The sequence below is a fragment of the Microbacterium sp. NPDC079356 genome (assembly GCF_049545465.1).
Classification (GTDB): domain Bacteria; phylum Actinomycetota; class Actinomycetes; order Actinomycetales; family Microbacteriaceae; genus Microbacterium; species Microbacterium gawkjiense.
Window position 1 is genome coordinate 246,748 of sequence record NZ_JBMWDN010000003.1, and the last position, 23,049, is coordinate 269,796.

22 protein-coding genes are annotated in these 23,049 nt (G+C 69.3%); 14 read left to right on the forward strand and 8 right to left on the reverse strand.

The genetic code is table 11. The features are described 5' to 3' along the window. Nucleotides 1–23 precede the first annotated feature (23 nt). The 8 genes from ACPEH0_RS09750 to ACPEH0_RS09785 all read left to right on the forward strand — a co-directional run bounded on the left by ACPEH0_RS09750 (nucleotide 24) and on the right by ACPEH0_RS09785 (nucleotide 7,600). Nucleotides 24–353 (forward strand): PTS sugar transporter subunit IIB, encoded by a 330-nt coding sequence (locus ACPEH0_RS09750; RefSeq protein ID WP_366214055.1) that lies wholly within the window; start codon nucleotides 24–26, stop codon nucleotides 351–353. Continuing rightward, nucleotides 350–625 (forward strand): HPr family phosphocarrier protein, encoded by a 276-nt coding sequence (locus ACPEH0_RS09755; RefSeq protein ID WP_064001364.1) that lies wholly within the window; start codon nucleotides 350–352, stop codon nucleotides 623–625. Before ACPEH0_RS09750 ends, ACPEH0_RS09755 begins: the two co-directional genes overlap by 4 nt. 7 nt (nucleotides 626–632) lie before the next feature. Next, nucleotides 633–2,300, forward strand: a complete 1,668-nt coding sequence (gene ptsP / locus ACPEH0_RS09760) for a phosphoenolpyruvate--protein phosphotransferase (RefSeq protein ID WP_359918139.1) — start codon at nucleotides 633–635, stop codon at nucleotides 2,298–2,300. Nucleotides 2,301–2,329: 29 nt separating this feature from the next. Then, nucleotides 2,330–3,955: a PTS mannitol transporter subunit IICB gene (locus ACPEH0_RS09765; protein WP_253035481.1), complete on the forward strand. Its 1,626-nt coding sequence runs from the start codon at nucleotides 2,330–2,332 to the stop codon at nucleotides 3,953–3,955. An 83-nt stretch (nucleotides 3,956–4,038) separates the two neighbouring features. Then, nucleotides 4,039–4,479, forward strand: a complete 441-nt coding sequence (locus ACPEH0_RS09770; protein WP_311284330.1) for a PTS sugar transporter subunit IIA — start codon at nucleotides 4,039–4,041, stop codon at nucleotides 4,477–4,479. Further along, entirely contained in the window at nucleotides 4,476–5,639 is a 1,164-nt protein-coding gene (locus ACPEH0_RS09775) for a mannitol-1-phosphate 5-dehydrogenase (protein ID WP_366214054.1), read from the forward strand. Before ACPEH0_RS09770 ends, ACPEH0_RS09775 begins: the two co-directional genes overlap by 4 nt. Beyond that, the gene (locus ACPEH0_RS09780) at nucleotides 5,636–6,394 is read left to right on the forward strand and encodes an alpha/beta hydrolase (protein WP_366214053.1); all 759 of its coding nucleotides are present in this window, start codon (nucleotides 5,636–5,638) and stop codon (nucleotides 6,392–6,394) included. Before ACPEH0_RS09775 ends, ACPEH0_RS09780 begins: the two co-directional genes overlap by 4 nt. 390 nt (nucleotides 6,395–6,784) lie before the next feature. Beyond that, on the forward strand, nucleotides 6,785–7,600 hold the full coding sequence (locus tag ACPEH0_RS09785; protein WP_366214052.1) for an endonuclease domain-containing protein: 816 nt from the start codon (nucleotides 6,785–6,787) through the stop codon (nucleotides 7,598–7,600). A 113-nt stretch (nucleotides 7,601–7,713) separates the two neighbouring features. On the opposite strand, the gene ACPEH0_RS09790 is transcribed toward ACPEH0_RS09785, so the two are convergent. The 8 genes from ACPEH0_RS09790 to ACPEH0_RS09825 all read right to left on the reverse strand — a co-directional run bounded on the left by ACPEH0_RS09790 (nucleotide 7,714) and on the right by ACPEH0_RS09825 (nucleotide 17,219). After that, the gene (locus ACPEH0_RS09790; protein ID WP_064001357.1) at nucleotides 7,714–8,829 is read right to left on the reverse strand and encodes an adenosine deaminase; all 1,116 of its coding nucleotides are present in this window, start codon (nucleotides 8,827–8,829) and stop codon (nucleotides 7,714–7,716) included. A 24-nt stretch (nucleotides 8,830–8,853) separates the two neighbouring features. Next, on the reverse strand, nucleotides 8,854–10,146 hold the full coding sequence (locus ACPEH0_RS09795) for a thymidine phosphorylase (RefSeq protein WP_366214051.1): 1,293 nt from the start codon (nucleotides 10,144–10,146) through the stop codon (nucleotides 8,854–8,856). Next, complete coding sequence (locus tag ACPEH0_RS09800) at nucleotides 10,143–10,568, reverse strand: cytidine deaminase (protein ID WP_308210407.1); 426 nt, start codon at nucleotides 10,566–10,568, stop codon at nucleotides 10,143–10,145. The genes ACPEH0_RS09795 and ACPEH0_RS09800 overlap by 4 nt, the downstream gene beginning before the upstream one ends. Before the next feature lie 22 nt (nucleotides 10,569–10,590). Next, nucleotides 10,591–11,877 (reverse strand): ABC transporter permease, encoded by a 1,287-nt coding sequence (locus tag ACPEH0_RS09805; RefSeq protein WP_366214050.1) that lies wholly within the window; start codon nucleotides 11,875–11,877, stop codon nucleotides 10,591–10,593. Beyond that, a complete protein-coding gene (locus tag ACPEH0_RS09810; protein ID WP_217531057.1) occupies nucleotides 11,874–13,184 on the reverse strand; it encodes an ABC transporter permease in 1,311 nt (436 codons plus the stop codon). The genes ACPEH0_RS09805 and ACPEH0_RS09810 overlap by 4 nt, the downstream gene beginning before the upstream one ends. Then, entirely contained in the window at nucleotides 13,181–14,695 is a 1,515-nt protein-coding gene (locus ACPEH0_RS09815) for an ABC transporter ATP-binding protein (RefSeq protein ID WP_366214049.1), read from the reverse strand. Before ACPEH0_RS09815 ends, ACPEH0_RS09810 begins: the two co-directional genes overlap by 4 nt. A 111-nt stretch (nucleotides 14,696–14,806) precedes the next feature. After that, a complete protein-coding gene (locus ACPEH0_RS09820; RefSeq protein ID WP_217531220.1) occupies nucleotides 14,807–15,931 on the reverse strand; it encodes a BMP family lipoprotein in 1,125 nt (374 codons plus the stop codon). A 175-nt stretch (nucleotides 15,932–16,106) separates the two neighbouring features. Next, a complete protein-coding gene (locus ACPEH0_RS09825) occupies nucleotides 16,107–17,219 on the reverse strand; it encodes a mannose-1-phosphate guanylyltransferase (protein ID WP_253035477.1) in 1,113 nt (370 codons plus the stop codon). A gap of 232 nt (nucleotides 17,220–17,451) precedes the next feature. Between ACPEH0_RS09825 and sdhC the strand changes: the two genes are divergently transcribed. From sdhC to ACPEH0_RS09855, 6 genes are read left to right on the forward strand one after another with little or no spacing between them, the layout of a single operon-like run. Continuing rightward, entirely contained in the window at nucleotides 17,452–17,886 is a 435-nt protein-coding gene (gene sdhC, locus ACPEH0_RS09830; protein WP_217531054.1) for a succinate dehydrogenase, cytochrome b556 subunit, read from the forward strand. Next, nucleotides 17,886–18,347, forward strand: a complete 462-nt coding sequence (locus ACPEH0_RS09835; protein WP_217531053.1) for a succinate dehydrogenase hydrophobic membrane anchor subunit — start codon at nucleotides 17,886–17,888, stop codon at nucleotides 18,345–18,347. The genes sdhC and ACPEH0_RS09835 overlap by 1 nt, the downstream gene beginning before the upstream one ends. A 48-nt stretch (nucleotides 18,348–18,395) precedes the next feature. Further along, nucleotides 18,396–20,222, forward strand: a complete 1,827-nt coding sequence (gene sdhA, locus ACPEH0_RS09840; RefSeq protein WP_064001350.1) for a succinate dehydrogenase flavoprotein subunit — start codon at nucleotides 18,396–18,398, stop codon at nucleotides 20,220–20,222. After that, a complete protein-coding gene (locus ACPEH0_RS09845; RefSeq protein ID WP_253035475.1) occupies nucleotides 20,222–20,989 on the forward strand; it encodes a succinate dehydrogenase iron-sulfur subunit in 768 nt (255 codons plus the stop codon). Before sdhA ends, ACPEH0_RS09845 begins: the two co-directional genes overlap by 1 nt. 21 nt (nucleotides 20,990–21,010) lie before the next feature. After that, entirely contained in the window at nucleotides 21,011–22,174 is a 1,164-nt protein-coding gene (locus ACPEH0_RS09850; protein ID WP_366214048.1) for a YihY/virulence factor BrkB family protein, read from the forward strand. Nucleotides 22,175–22,184: 10 nt separating this feature from the next. Beyond that, the gene (locus ACPEH0_RS09855; protein WP_366214047.1) at nucleotides 22,185–23,024 is read left to right on the forward strand and encodes an exodeoxyribonuclease III; all 840 of its coding nucleotides are present in this window, start codon (nucleotides 22,185–22,187) and stop codon (nucleotides 23,022–23,024) included. Nucleotides 23,025–23,049: the final 25 nt, after the last annotated feature.

The window sequence follows — 23,049 nt, forward strand, 5'->3', positions numbered from 1 at the left end:
CGGGGAGACAAGGAGGCGGATCGATGAAGATCCTCGTCGTCTGCGGCGCCGGCGCGTCGAGCACGTTCGTCGCCCAGCGTCTGCGGCAGGCCGCACAGCGCGAAGGCAGGGAACTGCTCGTCCACGCGGGTGTCCCCGGCATGGTCGCCACGGGGACGGATGCCGGCGACGTGGTGCTCGTGGGTCCGCATCTTGCCTCCGCCCTCCCCGACATCGAGCGGGATGCCGCCACCCGACAGGCGCGTGTCGTTCTGCTCCCGGAGGACGTCTTCGACGATCGTGACGGAACCCGCACGCTCACCCTCGTCACCACCGCGACCGCCGCCGACCGCATCGAAAGGACCCCGCGATGAGCGCACCGGCCAGCCGGACGGTGAGGATCGGTTCCTCCCACGGCCTGCACGCCCGCCCCGCGAAGCTCTTCGCGCAGGCGGCGAAGGATGCCGGCATCCCGGTCACCATCTCGAAGGGGGCCGGCGGCGCGGTCAACGCGGCGAGCATCCTGAGCGTCATCTCGCTCGGCGCGGAGAGCGGCGATTACGTCACGCTCACCGCGGACGGGCCGGGCGCGGAGGACGTCCTCGACACCCTGACCGAACTTCTGACCACCGACCACGACGCCTGAGGGACACATGACTGAGCTTCGAGGAGTAGGAATCGGCCTGGGCGTGAGCCACGGCCCCGTCGCACGGATGGCCGAGCCGCTGCCCGCGCCGAAGGATGAGAAGAGCACGCTCAGCGCCGAGGAGGAGAAGGCCCGCGTCGCCGCGGCGATCGAGGCGGTCGCCCGCGAGCTCGAGCAGCGCGGCGCCACCGCCGGCGGAGCCGCGCAGGAGGTGCTCGAGGCGCAGGCCATGATGGCCGAGGACCCCGCCCTCGAGGACGAGGTCGCCACCCGTCTCGCCGCCGGTGCGACCGGCGAGTTCGCCGTCTTTGACGCCTTCGCCTCGTTCCGTGACTCCCTCGCCGCCATGGGCGGATACCTCGGCGAGCGCGCCGCGGACCTCGACGACGTCGCGCAGCGGGTCATCGCCCACCTGCGCGGGGTGCCGGCACCGGGCGTGCCCGACCCCGGGCATCCGTTCGTCCTCGTCGCGAAGGACCTCGCCCCGGCCGACACCGCCCTGCTGGACCTCGACAAGGTGCTCGCCCTCGTCACGACCGAAGGCGGCCCGACCTCGCACACGGCGATCCTCGCGCGCGAGAAGTCGATCGTCGCCGTCGTCGGCGTGCACAGCGCCTCGGGTCTGACCGAGGGCGAGACGGTCATCGTGGACGCCGCCGCCGGCATCGTCACGACCCAGCCCACGGACGACGAGATCGCGCAGGCCGAGCGCCGCGAGGCCGACCGCGCCGCCGCCGCGGACGCGCCGATCACGCCCGGCGCACTGGCGGACGGCACGACGGTGCCGCTGCTCGCGAACCTCGGCAAGCCCGCCGACGCCGCCAAGGCCGTCGAGCTGGGCGCAGAGGGTGTCGGGCTCTTCCGCACCGAGTTCCTCTTCCTCAGCTCGTCGCAGGCTCCCACCGTCGAGGAGCAGACGACGGCGTACACCGAGCTGCTGCAGGCGTTCCCCGGCAAGAAGGTCGTCGTCCGCGCCCTGGATGCCGGCGCCGACAAGCCGCTCGCCTTCCTCAACGACGCGCACGAGGAGAACCCGGCCCTCGGTCTCCGCGGCCTCCGCGCACTCCGCGCCAGCGAGGACATCCTGCGCGAGCAGCTGACCGCCCTTGCGAACGCGGATGCCGCCACCGACGCCGACCTGTGGGTCATGGCCCCCATGGTGTCGACCGTCGAGGAGACGGAGTACTTCGTCACTCTCGCGAAGGAGTACGGAATCAAGACGGCCGGTGTCATGGTCGAGGTCCCGTCGTCGGCCCTCCTCGCCGACCGGGTGCTCGCCCACGCCGACTTCGCCTCGATCGGCACCAACGACCTCACCCAGTACACGCTCGCGGCCGACCGCCTGCTCGGTTCGGTCGCCTCGTTCCAAGACCCGTGGCATCCCGCCGTCCTGCAGCTGGTGAAGCTCACCGGCGACGGCGGCCGTGCCCACGGCAAGCCGGTCGGCATCTGCGGCGAGGCCGCCGCCGACCCGCTGCTCGCGGTCGTCCTCGTCGGCCTCGGCGCGACGACGCTCTCCATGGCACCGACGGCGCTCGCAGACGTGCGCGCCACCCTCTTGCACCACAGCCTCGACGACGCGAAGCGCATCGCCGAAGCAGCCCTCGCCGCATCCGATGCGGCATCCGCCCGAGCCGCGGCCCAGGAAGCCGCAGCACAGCACACCGCCGCATGACCCGCGGCACACCAAAGGAGAACCAGCACATGTCAACGGCGACAACAGCCACCCGCGCACCGAGCCGCGCACGCGTCGGCGTGCAGCGATTCGGGACGTTCCTGTCCGGCATGATCATGCCGAACATCGCAGCGTTCATCGCATGGGGTTTCATCACCATGCTCTTCATCCCCGACGGCTTCTTCGGCGCCCGCAGCCCGTTCGGCTGGCACTGGTTCCCCGTCGCCGAGATCCTCGGCGGCGGCGGAGATGTGGCCCAGATCGGGTGGCAGGGTGCCCGCACCGCGCTCACCGAAGGCGACGCCGGGACCTACACCGGGTACATCGGCCTGGTCGGCGCGATGGTGACGTACCTCCTGCCGCTGCTCATCGCGAACACGGCGGGTCGCATGGTCTACGACGCCCGCGGTGGCGTCGTGGCGACGATCGCCGTCATGGGAGTCATCGTCGGCACCGACATCCCGATGTTCCTCGGCGCGATGATCATGGGTCCGCTGGCGGCCTGGATCACCAAGCAGATGGACAAGCTGTGGGACGGCAAGATCAAGCCCGGCTTCGAGATGCTCGTCAACAACTTCTCCGCCGGCATCCTCGGCATGATCCTCGCGATCATCGGGTTCTTCGCGTTCGGCCCGATCATGCTCGGCGTCAGCGCGTTCCTCGGCGGCATCGTCGACTGGCTCGTCTCGCTCAGCCTGCTCCCGCTGCTGTCGATCTTCGTCGAACCCGCGAAGGTGCTCTTCCTCAACAACGCCATCAACCACGGCGTGTTCACCCCGCTGGCCCTGCAGCAGGTAGAGGACACCGGCAAGTCGATCCTGTTCCTCATCGAGGCGAACCCCGGCCCCGGCCTGGGCCTGCTGATGGCCTTCACCTTCTTCGGTGTCGGTCAGGCCAAGGCGTCCGCCCCCGGTGCGGCGATCATCCAGTTCCTCGGTGGCATCCACGAGATCTACTTCCCGTACGCCCTGAGCAAGCCGGCGACGATCCTCGCCCTCATCGCGGGTGGTGCGAGCGGCGTGACCGTCAACATGCTCTTCAACGGCGGACTCCAGTTCCCGGCCGCTCCCGGCAGCATCATCGCGGTCACCGCGGCCGCAGTCGGCGCGGGTGTGCCGAACCTGCTCGTCGTGTACCTCTCGGTGATCGTCGCGGCCGTCGTGACGTTCCTCATCACCGCGGTCATCCTGCGGGCCTCCCGCAAGCGGGACCTCGCCGCCGAGGGCGACACGTTCGGCGCCGCGATCGCGCAGACCGAGGCGAACAAGGGGAAGTCGTCGTCCGCGATGGACGCGCTCCGCGGCTCCGGCACGGCGGCGGCTGCGGCATCCGCTCCGGCCGGCACGGCCGTCGCCGACCGCGAGATCTCGAACATCGTGTTCGCGTGCGACGCCGGCATGGGGTCGTCCGCGATGGGTGCGAGCGTCCTGCGCAACAAGTTCAAGAAGGCGGGCGTCGAGGGCGTCACGGTCACCAACAAGGCGATCGCCAACCTCGACCCGTCCGCCGACTTGGTCATCACCCAGGCGCAGTTGACCGATCGTGCCCGCGGGGTCACCCCCGGCTCCGTGCACGTCTCGGTCGACAACTTCATGAACTCGCCGAAGTACGACGAGGTCGTGGAGATGGTGCGCCGCCAGCGCGGCGACGCCTGATGCGGTCCGCTGCGGGGTCGGAGACAATGGTCCCGGCCCCGCAGCGCTTTTTTCCCACACACAGTCCCCAGAAGGAGAAAGTCATGGCTCGCGACGTCCTCACCCTCGGTCAGATCCGCATCCACTCCGGCTCCGTCAGCCAGGAGCAGGCGATGAAGGAGGCGGCCGACATCCTCGAGGCCGCCGGCGCCGTCACCGGCGCCTACTTCGACGCCATGCAGCAGCGCGAGGTCGCGGTCTCGACCTACATGGGCAACGAACTCGCCATCCCCCACGGAACGAACGAGACGAAGGACGCGATCCTCGACTCCGCGCTGTCCTTCGTCCGCTACGACGGCGGCGTCGACTGGGGCGGCGAGCACGTCACGTTCGTCGTCGGCATCGCCGGCAAGGGCGACGAGCACCTCGAGATCCTGTCGCAGATCGCGCTGCTGTTCTCCGAGGACGACGAGGTCGCGAAGCTGAAGGCCGCGCAGACCCCCGAGGAGCTGTACCAGCTGCTCGCGACGGTGAACAACGCATGAAAGCCGTCCACTTCGGCGCCGGCAACATCGGTCGCGGCTTCGTCGGCCTGCTGCTTCACGAGGGCGGGTACGACCTCGTCTTCTCCGACGTCGCGCCCACCCTCGTCGAGACGATCAACGCGGCATCCGCCTACACCGTCCACGAGGTCGGACCGGGCGGCGGCGAGAAGACGGTCACCGGTTTCCGCGCCCTCGACAGCCGGGCCGACCCCGACGCGGTCGCCGACGAGATCGCGACGGCGGACGTCGTGACGACGGCGGTCGGGCCCAACATCCTGCCCTTCGTCGCGCCGCACATCCTTGAGGGGCTCGCCCGTCGCGCGGCGGACGCGAAGCCCCTCCAGGTCATGGCGTGCGAGAACGCGATCGGCGCGACCGACACCCTCCGCGCCGAGATCGAGAAGCTCGCCGGCGATGCCTGGGGCGACCTCCAGGCCCACGCGGTCTTCGCGAACACCGCGGTCGACCGCATCGTCCCGGGCCAGCCCGAGGGCGCCGGCGTCGACGTCACCGTCGAGCCGTTCTTCGAGTGGGCGATCGAGCGCGGTCCCTTCGGCGACGACCTGCCGAACATCCCCGGCGCGCACTTCGTCGACGACCTCGCTCCCTACATCGAGCGCAAGCTCTTCACGGTCAACACCGGCCACGCTGCGACCGCCTACTTCGGGTACGTCGCCGGGATCACGCGCATCTCGGACGCCCTCGCCGACCCCGGCATCCGCACAAAGGTCGAGCGGGCCCTCGAGGAGACGTCCGCCTTCCTGTCGGCCGCCCACGGCCTCGATGCCGGCGAACTGGCCGACTACCGGGCGACCATTCTCGATCGGTTCTCGAACGAGGCGCTCCCCGACACCGTCCAGCGCGTCGGCCGGCAGCCGCTGCGCAAGCTCTCGCGCCACGAACGTTTCATCGGACCGGCAGCTGCTGCCGCCGAGCGCGGACTCCCGGTGGACGGTCTCGTCGCCGCGATCGCCGCCGCTCTGCGCTTCGAGGACGCCGCGGATCCGCAAGCGGTCGAGTTGCAGGAGCGCATCCGGACCGAGGATGCCGCGGCCTTCACCACCTCCGTCACGGGCCTCGACGCGGAGCATCCGCTCTTCGCGCGCGTGCACGAGCAGGTCGCGCAGCGGCAGACCGAGCTCGGCGTCTACCGCGCGTGAGCGCGGCGAAGCGGCCCCGGTCGCGCGCACGGCGCGTCATCACGATCGTCGCGCTGTCGCTGGCGGGGCTGCTCGTCGCCGGCGTCGTGGGCATCGTGGTCTGGAGCCAGGTCGGGGTGATGGATGCCGAGGCCGGCCCGCTCGCCTCGGTCCGCGAGGACGACCGGATCGTCGTCGCCGACACCGGCGGGAACGTCGTGATGTCGCCCGCGTCCGGCGAGAGCACGGTCGGCCTCGTCTTCATCCCGGGAGCCAAGGTCCAGGCCGAGGCCTACGAGGCGAAGCTGTCGGGTCTCGTCGCCGAAGACGGGATGACGGTCGTCATCACCCGTCCCTGGCTGAACCTCGCGTTCTTCGACCCGCGGCCGCTGTCGGACTTCACGTCCGCCGCACCGGGTGTCGAGGCCTGGCTCGTGGGTGGCCACTCCCTGGGCGGCGTGCGCGCGTGCCAGCTCGCACCGGATGCCGGCGGGCTCGTCCTCTTCGGCTCCTACTGCGCGAACGACCTGTCGGATTCCGGTCTGCCGGTGCTGAGCATCTCGGGCGCGGAGGACGGCCTGTCGACGCCCGAGAAGATCCAGGACGCCCGCGGGATGCTGCCCGCCGACGCCGCGTTCGTGGAGATCGCGGGAGCCGCGCACGCCTCCTTCGGGGACTACGGCCCCCAGGCCGGTGACGGCACCCCCGCGATCGACGACGCCGACATGACGGCCGAGATCACGGCATCCGTCGCGGAGCTCCTCCCCCGCCTCTGAGCGCCGCCGAGGTCCCACTCCGGCCGGGTAGCCGCACGCCCGGCGACAGCCGCGGAACCGGCCCTCACCGGACCTCCGGCCACAGCCGCGGAAAAAGCTTTCGTCTTCACTTCCGACTGCCGCCTCACTCCGGCGTTCCGCGCGCTCCAACCGCGGAGAAATCTCCTTCGGCCCCGCCGATCGCGGACCTGAGCGGCCGCCCGGCGACAAGACTCCTCGGATAGCGCAACACGGCCGATACCGCGCGGGGCGCAGGTACCCCGGTACGAGCCCAGAACTCCGCGCACAGGGTCGACGCCGGCTCCTCCCCGGACGCGGGATCGAGGCGTTGCTCCCCAGGTCGGACCCGCCGCGGTAAGCGTCTCCGCCGGAACCGCCACCCTGGGGCGCATGTCTGCTCACACACTCCCCGCCCACGCCCTTTCTCGGCGGGAGCTCCGCGACGCCGGGATGCGACGACGCGATATCGACGACGCGGTGGCCGCCGGGCGACTCGTGCGCGTGCGTCGGGACCGTTACCTCCCGGGGGACGCGCATCCCGACCTGATTCGCGCTGCTCGATCGGGTGACCGCTTGGACTGCGTATCGCTGCTGCGGACGCTCGGCGTGTACGTCCTCTCGGATACGCGATTGCACGTCCAGGTGACGCCGCACCGCAGCAGCCTCGCGCCGGCTGAGCCCGACGTCGTCCGACACTGGCGGCCCGCATCGCTGCCGACAAGCGCGACGGCCGTCGACATCGTCAGCGCGGTCGTGGCTGCCGTCCGGTGCCAGGAACCTCGAGCCGCCGTCGCGACCCTCGACAGCGCCTGGCACCTGGGTCTCATCGACGAGACCGCCATCGCGGAGGCCTTCCGCTGGCTACCCCAGAGGCATCGCAGCCTCAGATCCCTCATGGACCCATCGGCAGAGTCCGGACCGGAGACCCTGATGCGACTGATCCTCCGCTCGCTGGGTTGCCGATTCGAGACGCAGGTCAGGGTCCCGACCGTCGGGCGGGTCGACTTCGTCGTGGAGGGATGGCTGATCATCGAATGCGACAGCCGCGCCCACCACGAGGGGTGGGAGGCGCAGAAGCGCGACCGCAGACGGGACCTCGCGGCCGCCGCGCTCGGCTACGCCACGGTGCGCCCCCTCGCGGAGGACATCCAGTACCACCGTGATCGCGTCCGAACGTCGATCAGTTGTGCCCTCGCCCGGCACTGACCGCGGAGAATCGGAGGGTGTGTCCCCGCTCCGGACCGAATTGCGGGCCAGGACCCGGAGATCTCCGCGGATAGTGCCGGTGAGCCGCGCGCGCCGCGGGACTTCGAGAGCCGTCAGGCCGAGAAGCCCTCGCCGATGAGCTCGATGAGCTCCTCGCGCTCCTCGATCGTGAGGAAGGCGGCCGCGGCCGCGTTCAGCTGGAACGCCTCAAGGTCCTCGAGCGTGTACTCGAACGCGTCGGCGAGCAGCGAGAGTTCGCGCGTGAGCGACGTGCGGCTCATCGTGCGGTTGTCGACGTTCACCGTGACAGCGAAGCCGAGCTGGTAGAGCAGGTCGAAGGGGTGGTCCTCGAGCTGCGTCCCCCACGCGGCGATCGCACCGGTCTGCAGGTTCGACGACGGCGAGAGCTCCAGCGGGATCTCGCGGTCGCGCACCCAGCGGGCGAGGTCGCCGAAGCGCACCTGCACCTCCTCGCCCTTCTGCTCGACGACGTCGAGGTCCTCGGCGATGCGCACGCCGTGCCCGAGGCGCAGGGCGCGGCCGTCGATGAGGGCCGAGCGGATCGAGTCCAGGCCTGCTGCCTCACCCGCGTGGACCGTGGCCGGGAAGAAGGCGGATGCCAGGTAGTCGAACGCCGGGCGCAGGTTCGACGGCGGGAACCCGGCCTCGGGACCGGCGATGTCGAACCCGACCGCGCCACGCCCGCGGTGGCGGACGGCGAGCTCGGCGATCTCGAGCGACCGGTCGGTGTGGCGCATCGCGCTGATGAGCTGGCCGACACGGATGTCGCGGCCCGACGCCTCGACGGCGTCCTCACCCTCCTCGATGCCCTCCTGCACGGCCTCCACGACCTCGTCGAGGCTCAGACCGCCCTGCAGGTGCTGCTCGGGCGCCCAGCGGACCTCGCCGTAGATCACGCCGTCGGCGGCGAGATCCTCGACGAACTCCTTCGCGACGCGGCGCAGGCCGTCGCGGGTCTGCATCACGGCGATCGTGAGGTCGAAGGTCTTCAGGTACTCGACGAGCGAGCCGCTGTCGGACTGGTCTTCGAACCAGTCGGCGAGGTCATCGGCGGCCGCCTCGGGGACCTCGACGCCGACCTCGTCGGCGATCTCGATGATCGTCTGCGGGCGCAGCGCACCGTCGAGGTGGTCGTGCAGCGAGACCTTGGGGAGCGAGCGGATCGAGACGCCCTCGAGCTTCGCGTCGCCGTGCTGGTCGATGGCCATGGGTGCAGTCCTGTCGTGAGGGGGTCAGGCGGTGATGCGCTCGAGGACGAGCGGAGTGGATGCCGGTGCCTCGGCACCGATCTCCCAGGCGCCCTCGAGCGCCTCGGTGGCCCGCGCGAAGCGGTTCTCATCGTCGGCCAGCAGGGTGAACAGCGGCTGTCCGGCCGTCACGGTGTCGCCCGGCTTCACGTGCAGGTCGATGCCGGCGGCGTGGATGACGGGGTCCTGCGCACGTGCCCGGCCCGCGCCCAGGCGCCACGCGGCGATCCCGAACGGCAGGGCCTCGAGGCGCGTGATCACGCCGGACTCGGTCGCGGTGACGGTGTGCGTCTCGCGCGCAGTCGGGAGCGCGGCATCCGGGTCACCGTCCTGCGCCTGGATCATGCGGCGCCAGGAATCCATGGCGCGGCCGTCCTTCAGGGCAGCCTCGACGTCGGCATCGGGCTGACCGGCGAGGGCGAGCATCTCGCGGGCGAGGGCCACGGTGAGTTCGACGATGTCGGCGGGGCCTCCGCCGGCGAGCACCTCGACCGATTCGCGGACCTCGTTCGCGTTGCCGATGGCGAGGCCGAGCGGCGTGTTCATGTCGGTCAGGAGAGCCGTCGTGGCGACACCCGAGTCGGTGCCGAGCGCGACCATCGTGCGGGCGAGCTCGCGCGCCTTGTCGACGTCCTGCATGAACGCGCCGGAGCCGAACTTCACGTCCAGGACGAGCGAGTCGGTGCCCTCGGCGATCTTCTTCGACATGATGCTCGAGGCGATGAGCGGGATCGCCTCGACCGTGCCCGTGACGTCGCGGAGCGCGTAGAGCCGCTTGTCGGCCGGGGCGAGGCCCGACCCCGCAGCGCAGATGACGGCGCCGACGTCGCGCATCTGCGCCACCATCTCGTCGTTGCTGAGGGCTGCGCGCCACCCGGGGATGGCCTCGAGCTTGTCGAGCGTGCCCCCGGTGTGGCCCAGGCCGCGGCCCGAGAGCTGCGGCACCGCGACACCGAACGCGGCAACGAGGGGCGCGAGCGGCAGGGTGATCTTGTCGCCGACACCGCCCGTGGAGTGCTTGTCGACGGTCGGCTTGCCGAGACCGGCGAAGCTCATCCGCTCACCGGAGGCGATCATCGCGTCAGTCATCACGCGGATCTCGTCGCGGCTCATGCCGTTCAGCAGCACCGCCATGGCGAAGGCCGCCATCTGCGAGTCCGCGACGTATTCGCGCGTGTACGCGTCGATCATCCAGCGCAGGGCGTCCTCGGGGACCGCTCCCCCGTCGCGCTTGATGCGGATGACGTCGACGGCGTCGAACGCCTCGACCCCGCTCATCGCGCGGCCTCCAGATCGCGCGGACCGAAGGCGTCGGGCAGGACCTCGTCGATCGTGCGGATCCCCGACACGGTCTCGAGCAGCATCCCGGGGATCGCGAACTCGTTGAGCAGCTGCCGGCACCGTCCGCACGGCATGATCGTCTCGCCGTCGTTGTTGACGCAGACGAACGCCACGAGCTCGCCGCCGCCGGTCATGTGCAGGTTCCCGACCAGGCCGCACTCGGCGCACAGGCCGACGCCGTACGACGCGTTCTCGACGTTGCAGCCGGTCACGATCCGTCCGTCGCTCACGAGCGCCGCAGCGCCCACGCGGTAACGGGAGTACGGCGCGTACGCCTTCTCCATGGCCTCGACGGCTGCCGAACGCAGCTCGTCCCAATCGATGTCGGTCACGACTTCTTCCTCTGTAGTTGAGCGGATGCCGCGGGTCGCGGCATCCCGGTCAGCCCTTGATGTAGGGCTTACCTGCGGCCGCGGGTCCGCGGATCTGACCGGCGAAACCGGCGACCGCGAGGATCGTCACGACGTACGGCAGCATCAGCATGAACTCGCTGGGGATGGGGGTGTCCAGCACGGTGAGCTGGTTCTGCAGGTTCGTCGCGAAGCCGAACAGGAGCGCGGCGAGCGTCGCACGGATCGGGTCCCACCGGCCGAAGATGACGGCCGCGAGAGCGATGAAGCCGAGCCCGGCGGTCATCTCCTTGCCGAACTGCGGGACCGAGACGAGCGTGAAGTACGCGCCGCCGATGCCGGCGATCGCACCGGCGAGCGAGACGTTCCAGAATCGCGTCGTGTTGACCTTGATGCCCACGGTGTCCGCGGCCTGAGGGTGCTCACCGACAGCGCGCAGACGCAAGCCCCACCGCGTGCGGTAGAGGCTCCACGAGACGACGGCGACCGTGACGTACATGAGGTACACGATGAAGGTCTGGTTGAACAGCACCGGACCGATGATCGGGATCTCGCTCAGGAGCGGGATCTCGATGCGGCCGAATCGCTCGGGACGGTTCAAGGTGTCCTCGTTGGGAACCAGCAATGCTCCGTAGAGGAAGCCGGTCAGACCGGTCACGAGGACGTTCAGGACGACGCCGACGATCACCTGGTCGACGGGGTACTTGATCGCGAACGCCGCGAGGACGAATGACACCAGGACACCGCCGATCATCGCCCCGATCAGGCCGACTAACGGGCTGCCCGTGATGCTCGACAGGAGCGCCGCCGAGAATGCACCGAGCAGCAGCTGGCCCTCGATGGCGACGTTGACGACGCCGACACGTTCACCGATCACACCGCCGAGCGCCCCGAACACCAGCGGGACGGACAGCGACACCGCTCCGAAGAGCAGGCTCGTCACGGGGAAGGTCCCCCCGGCGGCGGCCCACACGATGAAGGCGACGACGGCCACGACGGCGAAGACCGTGGTCAGCCATAGGGGCGTCCGACGGTAGTTCCACGCGTTCCATGCGGCGAGCGCCGTCAGGATGACGAGGACGACGACCATCGCCCAGCTCGTCGGGCCGGTCGGCACCTCGACGTTCGGGACGGCGATCGACGAGGTCGCGTCGCCGAGGCGGAAGGTCGTGACGACGCCTCGAGGGACGAGGACGAACAGCAGCGCCATTAGGACGACGACGACGGCGAAGACGATCGGCACCTTGATGTGACGCGCCTTAACGACGGTCAGCTGAATGGCGCCGTCGGATTCGACTGCGGGAGCCGGAGCGCTCATGCCGCCACCGCCTTCTTCGCGGCCTTGGCTCGCGCCTTCTCCGCCTTCTCGTTCTCGGTCTGGGGAAGGAAGAACACAGCGCGGAGCAGAGGCGGCGCCGCGATGAACAGCACGACGAGCGACTGGACCACGAGCACGATGTCGACCGGGATTCCCTGCGCCTGCATCGAGAACGACCCTGCCTTGAGCGCGCCGAACAAGATGCCCGCGGCGAAGGTCCCCCACGCGCGGCTGCGCCCGAGGAGGGCCACCGTGATCGCATCGAAGCCGATGCCGGCATCGATGGTCGCAGCGAAGCCGGTCGTGACGTTGCCCTGGATCTGGTTCATGGCGGCGAGTCCGGCGAGACCACCGGCGAAGACCATCGCGTAGATGTAGATGCGTTCGACGTTGATGCCGCCCGCGCGCGCGGCGTGCGGGTTCTCACCGACGGCGCGCATCCGGAGACCGAGGCTGGAGCGCTCGATGAGCCACCAGACGAAGACGGTGGCCAGCACCACGACGACGAAGCCCCAATCCAGCTGCGGGAACGTCGGGCCGAGAAGGTCCGGGAACTGCGCGGTCGCGGGCGTCGGCTGTGACTGCGGCTGGTTGCTGCCCTCGGCCTGCAGGAGACCCGGGGTGCGCAGCATCCACAGCAGCAAGTAGTACGCGACGTAGTTGAGCATGATCGTGAGGATCACCTCGTGCGCACCGGTGCGCGCCTTCAGCAGGCCGACGAGACCGCCCCAGATCGCTCCGCCCAGGATGCCGGCGAGCAGCGTGAGGGGCAGGTGCACGAGCAGCGGCAGGTCGAGGTTGAACGCGAAGAAGCCTGCGAACAGGGCGCCGACCAGCATCTGACCTCGCGCACCGATGTTGAACAGGCCGACTCGGAACGCCAGCGCGACGCCGAGACCGGCGGCGATCAGCGGCGCGGCGAATCCGAGCGTGTTGGTCAGCGGGCGGATCTGCGCGGAGAAGTCGGCGACGCGCGGGTTGAACACGGCGCCGCGGAAGAGCGCTTCGTAACCGGTGTAGATGGCGTTCCACGCGGCGACGAGCGTGTCGGTGGGACGCGCGAAGAAGTAGCCGCTCGTGCGCTGCACGTCCTCGTTCGTCGCCGCGATGAGTACGCCGCCAACGACCATGGCCAAAACGAAGGCGAGAATCGTCGTGACGGCGCTGCCGCGCATCAGTTCGCGGAAGAACACGTCGGTGCGAGTGGGCTGCTTCGGCTCCTTCTCCCCCGTCAGCGGACCGCTCGCGCTGGGAAGCTGCGCAGCGGGATGCGCCGCGTCGGCGGCGCCGGGCGTCGTGCCGCTCATGCAGCCACCTCCGGGTCGGTTGCGCCGGCCATCATGAGGCCGAGGGTTTCGCGGGGGGTGTCACCGGGCACGATGCCCACGACGCGCCCGCGGTACATGACAGCGATGCGGTCGGCGAGAGCGGTGACCTCGTCGAGCTCCGTCGACACGACGATGACGGGGATGCCTGCGTCGCGCGTCTCAACGATGCGCTTGTGGATGAACTCGATGGATCCGACGTCGACGCCGCGGGTCGGCTGAGCGGCGACGAAGAGTTTCAGGTCGCGGCTCATCTCGCGGGCGATGACGACCTTCTGCTGGTTTCCGCCGGACAGCGTGCCGGCGGGGGTTTCGGGACCCCTCGTGCGGATGTCGTACTCCTCGATCCGTGCACGCGCGAACGCGTCGAGTTCGGCGCGGCGGATAGTGCCCCCGCGCGAGAACGCAGGATCGGCGGTGCGGTCGAGGATGAGGTTCTCGGCGACCGAGAAGCCGCCGACGAGCCCGTCCTCCTTGCGATCCTCGGGGACGAAGCCGACACCGGCATCCAGGATGCTTCGGACGCTCTTGCCCACGAGCTCGGTGCCGTCGAGGCTGATGGAGCCCTCGGTGCGGGCGGCGAGGCCGACGATCGCCTCGACGAGCTCGGTCTGGCCGTTGCCCTGCACACCAGCGACGGCGAGGATCTCGCCGGGGCGCACATCGAACGACACCTCGTCGACGACGATGGCACCGCCGGGGGTGAGGACGCGCAGGTCACGCACCTCGAGGCCACCGGAGCTCGGCTTCGCCGGCTCCTTCTGGACGGTCAACTCGACGGCACGACCCACCATGAGGGAGGCGAGCTCCGCGTTGGTCGCCGTCGGCGACGCGGTGCCGACGATCTTGCCGAGGCGTACCACGGTGATGCGGTCGGCGACCTCGCGGACCTCACGAAGCTTGTGGGTGATGAAGACGATCGAGGTTCCCTCGTCGCGCAGCTGACGCATGATCCCCATGAGTTCATCCGTCTCCTGCGGGGTCAGGACCGCGGTCGGCTCGTCAAAGACGAGGACCTTCGCGTCGCGGGAGAGCGCCTTGATGATCTCGACCCGCTGCTGGACGCCGACGGGGAGATCGCCCACGAGGGCGTCGGGGTCGATCTGGAAGCCGAATCGGTCGGCGACAGCGCGCACGTGCGCGCGCGCCTGCGCGAGGTCGAGCTTGCCGAGGCCTGTCGTCTTCTCGTGACCGAGCATGACGTTCTCAGCGACGGTGAACACGGGGATGAGCATGAAGTGCTGGTGCACCATGCCGATGCCGGCCGCCATCGCGTCGCCGGGACCCCGGAAATTCTGGACGGCGTCGTCCAGGAGGATCTGTCCCTCATCGGCGCGATAGAGGCCGTAGAGGACGTTCATGAGAGTGGATTTGCCGGCGCCGTTCTCACCGAGAAGAGCGTGGATCTCCCCCGGCTCGACCACGAGGTCGATGTGATCGTTGGCGACGAGGCTGCCGAATCTTTTCGTGATTCCGCGGAGCTCGAGCTTCATACGAGAACCCTAACCGGCGGGTGTGTGGAAGTACCCGCCATAAGACGTTGAGCGAACGTCACTCGGGGCGGACAGCTCTGCGCTGCCCGCCCCGAATGGATGTCGTTCAGATCACGGCGAGTTCTTGGACTCCACCGTGATGTCGCCGGAGATGATCGACTTCTGGAGCGCGGCGAGCTCGTCGGTCAGACCGGAGGGGAGCTTCGACTCGAAGTCGTGGAAGCTCGAGAGCTTGACACCCTCGTTCTCCAGGGTGCCGACGTACGGCGCAGCATCGAACTCTCCGGACGACGCAGCGACCGTGGTGTCGTAGACGGCCACGTCGATCGCCTTCATGATCGAGACCAGTGTGATGTCGGAGACCGTCTCGTCGGCGACGGCGAGGTCGCTGTCGACACCGAGGATGAGAGTGTCGTCACCGCTGTCCTTGATCGCCGCTGCCGCGCTCGTGTAGATCGGACCGCCGACGGGGAGGATGACGTCGACGCCCTGGTCAAGGACCGACTGTGCGGTCTGCTTGGCGGTGTCGTTCGCGTCGAAGCCGCCGGTGAAGGCGCCCTTCTGGCCCGCAACATCCCAGCCGAACAGCTTGACGTCGGCGCCCTTGTCCTCGTTGTACTTCTCGACGCCGAGGGCGTAGCCGTCCATGAAGACCGCGACCGAGGGAATCTGGAGGCCACCGAAGGTACCGACTTTGTTGACGCCGGCCTCCGCGGACCACGCAGCGGCGGCGTAGCCGCCCAGGTAGGCAGCCTCAGCCGTGTTGAACACGAGCGGCTTGATGTTGGGGGCGTCGGTCTTGCCGTCCTGGTCGGTATCCGCGTAGTCGTCGATGATCGCGAACTGCAGGTTCGGGTTGGCCTTAGCCGCCTCGACGGTCGCGGCGGCGAGCTTGAAGCCGACCGAGACGATGAGGGTGCAGCCCTCGGAGATCGCCGTGGTCATGTTGGGCTCGTAGTCGTTGTCGTTGGTCGACTCGAACTCGAGGGGCTCGATGCCCAGCTCATCGGCGGCCTTATCCATGCCGTTCTTGGCCGACTCGTTGAAGGACTTGTCGTTCCAGCCACCAGCGTCGGAGATCAGGCAGGGCTTGAAGCCGTCGACGACGTCGCCGCCACCGGCGCCGCCGGACGACGTCGGGTTGGCCTCGGGTGCGGTACCGCAGCCAGCCAGCGCGGCGATGAGAAGCGCGGCACCGGCGATGCCGGCGAGCTTCTTCGGGTTCGAGATGGTCAAGAGTGCCTCCACGGAAGAGAACCCGCGGACTTCGCGGGTGTGCGCAACTGAAGTTACCTACTGTGACGCCGAGGACGCAGCGTGATCAGGCCGTACGCCGGAATGGTTACAAAGCCGCAATCATCCCGTCACGGGAGCGGCATCCTGCACAATTGCGAACGCCGGATGACGCCGGTCAGAGGACGTCGCCGCGACCGGTGACCTTCAGGGCGTCGACGACGCTCTTGACGCGCTGGGCGTGCTCGGCGGTGGTGACGAGCAGCGCGTCGTCGGTGTCGACGACGACGATGTCCTTCACGCCGATGATGCTGATGACGCGGCTCGTCTGCGACACCACGATGCCGCTGGCCCGGTCCGACAGCACGCGTGCGTTCTGACCGAGGATCGCCAGGTCGGTGCGGCCGCCGGAGTTGAGCTTCGCGAGACTCGCGAAGTCGCCGACGTCGTCCCAGTCGAAGTGGCCCGGCACGACGGCGAGCCGGCCCTTCTCGGCGGCGGGCTCGGCGACGACGTAGTCGATGGCGATCTTCTCGAGCGTGGGCCAGATCCGGTCGACGGCGGGCCCGCGTCGGTCGCGGTCGTCCCAGGCCTCCGCCAGCTCGATGAGCCCGGCGTGCAGGGCGGGGTTGTTGGCCTCGATCTCGGCGAGCAGCACGTCGGCCCGCGAGATGAACATGCCCGCGTTCCAGAGGTAGGAGCGGTCGGCGACGTAGGTCTTGGCGGTCTCGAGGTCGGGCTTCTCGACGAAACGCTCGACCAGCGAGGCATCCCGGGCGCCGTCGACGATCAACTCGCCGCCCCTCTTGATGTAGCCGAAGCCCACGGCGGGCTCGGAGGGCTGGATGCCGATCGTGCAGATGTACCCCTCGCGGGCGACCTCGACTGCGTCGCGCACCGCGAACTCGAAGACGCGCGATCCGCGGATGACGTGGTCGGCCGCGAAGGAGCCGATGACGACGTCGGGATGCCGGCGGTGCAGGATCGCCGCTGCGAGACCGATCGCCGCGGCCGAGTCCCGCGGCTCGGACTCGAGGACGACGTTCTTGTCGGGGATGCCCGGCAGTTGCGCCTCGACCGCGGCACGGTGGGCGCGCCCGGTGACGACGGCGATCCGGTCGGGACCGGCGAGGGGCTCGAGCCGGTTCCAGGTGTCGCGCAGCAACGAATGCCCCGAGCCGGTGAGGTCGTGGAGGAACTTCGGCGCATCCGCCCGCGAGAGCGGCCACAGCCGCGAACCGACGCCTCCGGCGGGGATCACGGCGTAGAAGTCCTCGATGTGTTCGGCCATGCTCCGAACCCTACCGGCCGCCCGTGACGCACCCGTTCCGGACGCATGACGACGACGGTCGGCCGAGGCCGCGCCCGTGACCAATATGTTCTAAGGCTCCCCTTCCTCGCCCGGCACCTTCAGGGCCGCTTAGGATGGACGCTGCGCCCGCTTGCGACGATGGGCGACATTCCCTCGGGATGCCGTGACCTCGCCGCGCAGCGCGACCCATCTCACCCAAGGGAGGACGACCGTGTCTGCACCAGCACGCGTCACGCCGTCGGTAGCTGAGACCACGTCCAAGACCCCGCGCGGCACGCTGTACCGCGGCAACGAGGGCATGTGGTCGTGGGTGCTGCACCGCATCACCGGCATCGCCATCTTCTTCTTCCTGCTCGTGCATGTGCTCGACACGGCCCTCATCCGGGTCTCCCCCGACGCATACAACGCAGTCATCGGCACGTACAAGAACCCGATCATGGGTCTCGGCGAGGTCGCGCTGGTCGCCGCCATCGTCTACCACGCGTTCAACGGGCTCCGCATCATCGCGGTCGACCTGTGGCCGTGGGCCACGCGCCACCAGCGTCAGCTGTGGTGGGGTGTGCTCGCCGTCTGGGCCGTCACGCTCGTCGGGTTCTCCGCCCGCCACCTTCCGAACGTCTTCTCGCACATGGGAGGCGAGCGCTGATGACCGCCGACACCCTCGTCGCGCCCCGCACCCCGCAGGGCAAGGCCGCCGTCCGCAAGAAGGGCCCGAACCTCGAGAAGTGGGGCTGGGTCTTCATGCGCGTCTCGGGCGTGCTGCTGATCGTGCTCATCTTCGGTCACCTCTTCGTCAACCTGATGGTCGACGACGGCATCTCGGCGCTCGACTTCGCCTTCGTCGCGGGCAAGTTCGCGAACCCGTTCTGGCAGTGGTGGGACGTGCTGATGCTGTGGCTCGCCTTCATCCACGGCACCAACGGCATGCGCACGATCGTCAACGACTACGTCACCAACGCGAAGGTGCGGAAGGTGCTCGTCACCAGCCTGTGGGTCGTCGCCGGATTCATGATCCTGCTGGGCACCCTCGTGGTCTTCACCTTCGATCCCTGCATCCCCAACCTCGACGGCAGCGTTCTGGCCGAGGTCTGCAAGGCACAGGGCTGAGCCGGCCCCCGTCGGCACGCAAACGCATAGAACAGAGGCAATCGTCACGTGAGCACTCAGACCGCGGACTCCGTCGTCAAGGACGGCGTCCACTACCACCAGTTCGATGTCGTCATCGTCGGCGCCGGTGGCGCCGGAATGCGCGCGGCCATCGAGGCCGGGCCCGGGGCGAAGACCGCCGTCATCACGAAGCTCTACCCCACGCGCAGCCACACCGGCGCGGCGCAGGGCGGCATGGCTGCGGCACTGGCGAACGTCGAAGAGGACTCGTGGGAGTGGCACACCTTCGACACCGTCAAGGGCGGCGACTACCTCGTCGACCAGGACGCGGCCGAGATCCTCGCGAAGGAGGCCATCGACGCGGTCATCGACCTCGAGAACATGGGCCTGCCCTTCAACCGCACGCCCGACGGCAAGATCGACCAGCGCCGGTTCGGCGGCCATACCGCCGAGCACGGCAAGAACCCGGTCCGCCGCGCCTGCTACGCCGCCGACCGCACCGGCCACATGATCCTGCAGACGCTGTTCCAGAATTGCGTCAAGCTCGGCATCAACTTCTTCAACGAGTTCTACGCGCTCGACCTGATCACGGTGAAGGATGCCGTGGGTCGCACCGGCATCGCGGGTGTCGTCGCCTACGAGCTCGCCACCGGCGACCTGCACGTCTTCCACGCGAAGGCCGTCATCTTCGCCACCGGCGGCTTCGGCAAGATCTTCAAGACCACCTCGAACGCGCACACCCTGACCGGTGACGGCGTCGGGATCGTGTGGCGCAAGGGCCTGCCGCTCGAGGACATCGAGTTCTTCCAGTTCCACCCGACAGGCCTGGCGGGCCTCGGCATCCTCCTCACCGAGGGTGCCCGCGGCGAGGGCGCGATCCTCCGCAACGCCTCGGGTGAGCGCTTCATGGAGCGCTACGCCCCCACCATCAAGGACCTCGCCCCCCGCGACATCGTCGCCCGGTGCATGGTCAAGGAGGTCCTCGAGGGCCGCGGCGCCGGCCCGAACAAGGACTACGTCTACCTGGACTGCACCCACCTCGGCGCAGAGGTCCTCGAGACCAAGCTCCCCGACATCACCGAGTTCGCCCGAACCTACCTGGGTGTCGACCCGGTCGTCGAGCCGGTGCCGGTCATGCCGACCGCGCACTACGCGATGGGCGGCATCCCGACCAACACCAAGGGTGAGGTCCTCGCCGACAACGACACCGTCGTCCCCGGCCTCTACGCCGCCGGCGAGTGCGCGTGCGTGTCGGTGCACGGCGCGAACCGCCTCGGCACGAACTCGCTGCTCGACATCAACGTCTTCGGCAAGCGCTCGGGTCAGAACGCGGTCGAGTACGTGAAGACGGCCGAGTTCATGCCCCTCCCCGAGGACCCCGCGAAGGAGGTCCGCGAGATGATCGAGGGCCTGCGGAACAACACCGGCACCGAGCGCATCTCCACCCTCCGCAAGAAGCTGCAGGAGGAGATGGACGCCAACGCCCAGGTGTTCCGCACCGAGGAGACGCTCACCAACGTCATGGGCACGATCAACGACCTGCGCGAGCGGTACAAGAACGTCCACGTCGACGACAAGGGCAAGCGGTACAACACCGACCTGCTCGAGGCCGTCGAGCTGGGCTTCCTGCTCGACATCGCCGAGATCGTCGCCTACGCCGCCCGCAACCGGCGTGAGAGCCGTGGCGGTCACATGCGCGAGGACTACCCCGACCGCGACGACGAGAAGTACATGCAGCACACGATGGCCTACCTCACGGGCGACCCGCACTCCGCGAACCCCGAGGACCACATCCGCCTGGACTGGAAGCCGGTCGTGTTCACCAAGAACGAGCAGGGCGAGTACAACTACCCGCCGATGGAGAGGAAGTACTGATGACCATCGTCGATTCCGACGCTCCGACCGGCACGAAGGAGTCCACCGACTCCGGCATCCAGTCGTACCTGGTCACCTTCATCATCCGGCGCTTCGACCCCGAAGTGGATGCGGAGCCCCGCTGGGTCGACTACGACGTCGAGATGTACCCGACCGACCGCGTGCTCGACGCGCTGCACCGCATCAAGTGGGACGTCGACGGCACGCTGAGCTTCCGTCGCTCGTGCGCGCACGGCATCTGCGGCTCGGACGCCATGCGCATCAACGGCCGCAACCGCCTCGCCTGCAAGACGCTGATCAAGGACCTCGACATCTCGAAGCCGATCTACGTCGAGGCGATCAAGGGCCTGCCGCTCGAGAAGGACCTCATCGTCGACATGGACCCGTTCTTCGAGTCCTTCCGCGACGTGCAGCCCTTCCTGCAAGCGAACACCGCGCCCGAGCCGGGCAAGGAGCGCATCCAGTCCATCAAGGACCGCGCCGTTTACGACGACACCACCAAGTGCATCCTCTGCGCCGCGTGCACCTCGTCGTGCCCCGTGTTCTGGACCGACGGTCAGTACTTCGGCCCCGCCGCGATCGTCAACGCGCACCGCTTCATCTTCGACTCGCGCGACGACGCCGGCGACGTGCGCCTCGACATCCTCAACGACAAGGAGGGCGTGTGGCGCTGCCGCACGACCTTCAACTGCACCGAGGCCTGCCCACGTGGCATCGAGATCACGAAGGCCATCGCCGAGGTCAAGCAGGCGGTCCTGCGCGGCTGAACCGGCCGATAGCCTCGAGGCGTGACCTCGGACGACACGACGCCTCCCCTGCGCGAGCGGTGGGAGGCGTCTCGTCTTCGTGAGCGCCTCGAACAGCCGATCGAGCGGGCCACCCAGCTCACCCGGGCGACGGTCGCGTCGTTCCCGGTGCGGGTGTGGCGGCACTTCCTGCGTCGGAACGGGTTCCTGCTGGCGGCATCCATCAGCTACCAGTCCCTGTTCGCGCTGTTCGCGACGCTGTACTCGGCGTTCGCCGTGGTCGGCCTGTGGCTCGGCGGGTCGCAGGCGGCGATCGACGGCCTCATCCGGGTCGTCAACTCCTACATCCCGGGCTTCATCGGTGAGGCGGGGCCCGTGGATCCCGACGACGTGGCGTCGATCGCCCGCGACAGCGGCAGCCTGCTCGCCGTCACCGGAACGATCGCCCTCGGTGTCGCCGTGTGGACCGCCATCGGGTTCGTCACCTTCACCCGACGGGCCGTCCGCAACATCTTCGGGCTGCCGTTCGACACCCGCAGCTTCGTGCTGCTGAAACTCGGCGACCTCGTCGCGGCGATCCTGTTCGGCGCCGCGCTCGTCCTCGGCGCCGGCCTGGGGCTGGTCGCCGGCGGTGTCCTGACGCAGGCGTTGCGGTGGCTGGAGGTCGACGTGCCCTCATCGGCCGCCGAACTCGCCAGCCGGATCGGGTCGGTCGTCGTCAGCGTCGCGCTCAACTCCGCCGCTCTGACGCTGCTGATCCGCTTCCTCACCGGGACCTCGCTGCCGTGGCGCTCCATCATCCCCGGGGCGACCGCCGGCGGCGCGGCGCTCGCGCTCCTGCAGCTGGGCTTCGGCTTCCTCGCCGCCTACTCCCCCACCAACCCCCTGCTCGCCACCTTCTCCGTCGTCGTCGGTCTGCTGCTGTGGCTGCGTCTGGCCGGGATCGTGATGCTCGTCGCGGCATCCTGGATCGGGGTCGCGGCTCGGGATGCCGACATCCCCCTCGCGCCCCCGACCGCCGAGCAGCAGCGCGCCGCCGAGCGCGAGGCGCTACGGGTGGTCGCCGAGGCGGGCGTGCGCGAGGCCCGGTCGGCGCTCGCCCGCGCGCGCTGGTGGGAACGCCCCGGCGCGCGCCGGGACCTGCGCCGCGCCGAGGACCTGCTCGCGCAGACCCGCGGCACGACCGGTGTCGGCGGCCCCGCTTAGGCTGAAAGGCGTGCCTCGAACCGTCCGCATCGCCTCCGTCAACGTCAACGGCATCCGCGCCGCCGCCCGGAAGGGCATGCACGGCTGGCTCGAAACGGCGGGGGTCGACATCCTCACGCTGCAGGAGGTGCGGGCCGAGGCATCCGATCTCACCGCCGCCCTGCCCGGCTGGCACGTCGTGAACGACGAAGCCCTCGCGAAGGGGCGTGCCGGCGTCGCCATCGCCGCCCGCGAGCCGCTGGACGTCTGGCGCATCGAGCTGGGCGACGACACGCTCGACTCGAAGGGGCGCTGGGTCGAGGCGGACGTCGAGGTCGAGGGCGAGACCCTCACCGTCATCAGCGCTTACGTCTTCACGGGCGAGGCGGGTACCGAGAAGCAGGACGCCAAGTACGCGTTCCTCGACGCGACGGAAGAGCGGATGCCGCACCTCGGCGACCTCGCCCTCATCACCGGCGACCTCAACGTCGGCCACCGTGAGCTCGACATCCGCAACTGGAAGGGCAACGTCAAGAAGGCCGGATTCCTGCCCCGCGAGCGGGCGTACTTCGACCGGTTCACCGCACCCGCGGGCGAGACCGTCACCACCGTGGACGGCGAGAGCGGTCGCGGCCTCGGCTGGGTCGACGTCGGGCGCTCGTTCGCCGGAGAGATCGACGGGCCGTACACGTGGTGGTCCAACCGCGGCAAGGCGTTCGACAACGACACCGGCTGGCGCATCGACTACCACCTCGCGACCGCCGAACTCGCGACCCGCGCGACCGATTACCACGTCGTCCGGGCGCCCTCCTGGGACACGCGCTGGAGCGACCACGCGCCCGTCGTGGCCGACTACACGCTCGGCGGCTGAAGCCGGCGGCGAGGGGCGCGGCATC

Coding starts and splice junctions, on each gene's coding strand:
- ACPEH0_RS09805 (WP_366214050.1), bottom strand. CDS start 11,877: ATGAGCGCTCCGGCTCCCGCAGTCGAATCCGACGGCGCCATTCAGCTG.
- ptsP (WP_359918139.1), top strand. CDS start 633: ATGACTGAGCTTCGAGGAGTAGGAATCGGCCTGGGCGTGAGCCACGGC.
- ACPEH0_RS09815 (WP_366214049.1), bottom strand. CDS start 14,695: ATGAAGCTCGAGCTCCGCGGAATCACGAAAAGATTCGGCAGCCTCGTC.
- ACPEH0_RS09785 (WP_366214052.1), top strand. CDS start 6,785: ATGTCTGCTCACACACTCCCCGCCCACGCCCTTTCTCGGCGGGAGCTC.
- ACPEH0_RS09835 (WP_217531053.1), top strand. CDS start 17,886: ATGACCGCCGACACCCTCGTCGCGCCCCGCACCCCGCAGGGCAAGGCC.
- ACPEH0_RS09755 (WP_064001364.1), top strand. CDS start 350: ATGAGCGCACCGGCCAGCCGGACGGTGAGGATCGGTTCCTCCCACGGC.
- ACPEH0_RS09825 (WP_253035477.1), bottom strand. CDS start 17,219: ATGGCCGAACACATCGAGGACTTCTACGCCGTGATCCCCGCCGGAGGC.
- ACPEH0_RS09770 (WP_311284330.1), top strand. CDS start 4,039: ATGGCTCGCGACGTCCTCACCCTCGGTCAGATCCGCATCCACTCCGGC.
- ACPEH0_RS09790 (WP_064001357.1), bottom strand. CDS start 8,829: ATGGCCATCGACCAGCACGGCGACGCGAAGCTCGAGGGCGTCTCGATC.
- ACPEH0_RS09775 (WP_366214054.1), top strand. CDS start 4,476: ATGAAAGCCGTCCACTTCGGCGCCGGCAACATCGGTCGCGGCTTCGTC.
- ACPEH0_RS09845 (WP_253035475.1), top strand. CDS start 20,222: ATGACCATCGTCGATTCCGACGCTCCGACCGGCACGAAGGAGTCCACC.
- ACPEH0_RS09750 (WP_366214055.1), top strand. CDS start 24: ATGAAGATCCTCGTCGTCTGCGGCGCCGGCGCGTCGAGCACGTTCGTC.
- ACPEH0_RS09765 (WP_253035481.1), top strand. CDS start 2,330: ATGTCAACGGCGACAACAGCCACCCGCGCACCGAGCCGCGCACGCGTC.
- ACPEH0_RS09795 (WP_366214051.1), bottom strand. CDS start 10,146: ATGAGCGGGGTCGAGGCGTTCGACGCCGTCGACGTCATCCGCATCAAG.
- ACPEH0_RS09810 (WP_217531057.1), bottom strand. CDS start 13,184: ATGAGCGGCACGACGCCCGGCGCCGCCGACGCGGCGCATCCCGCTGCG.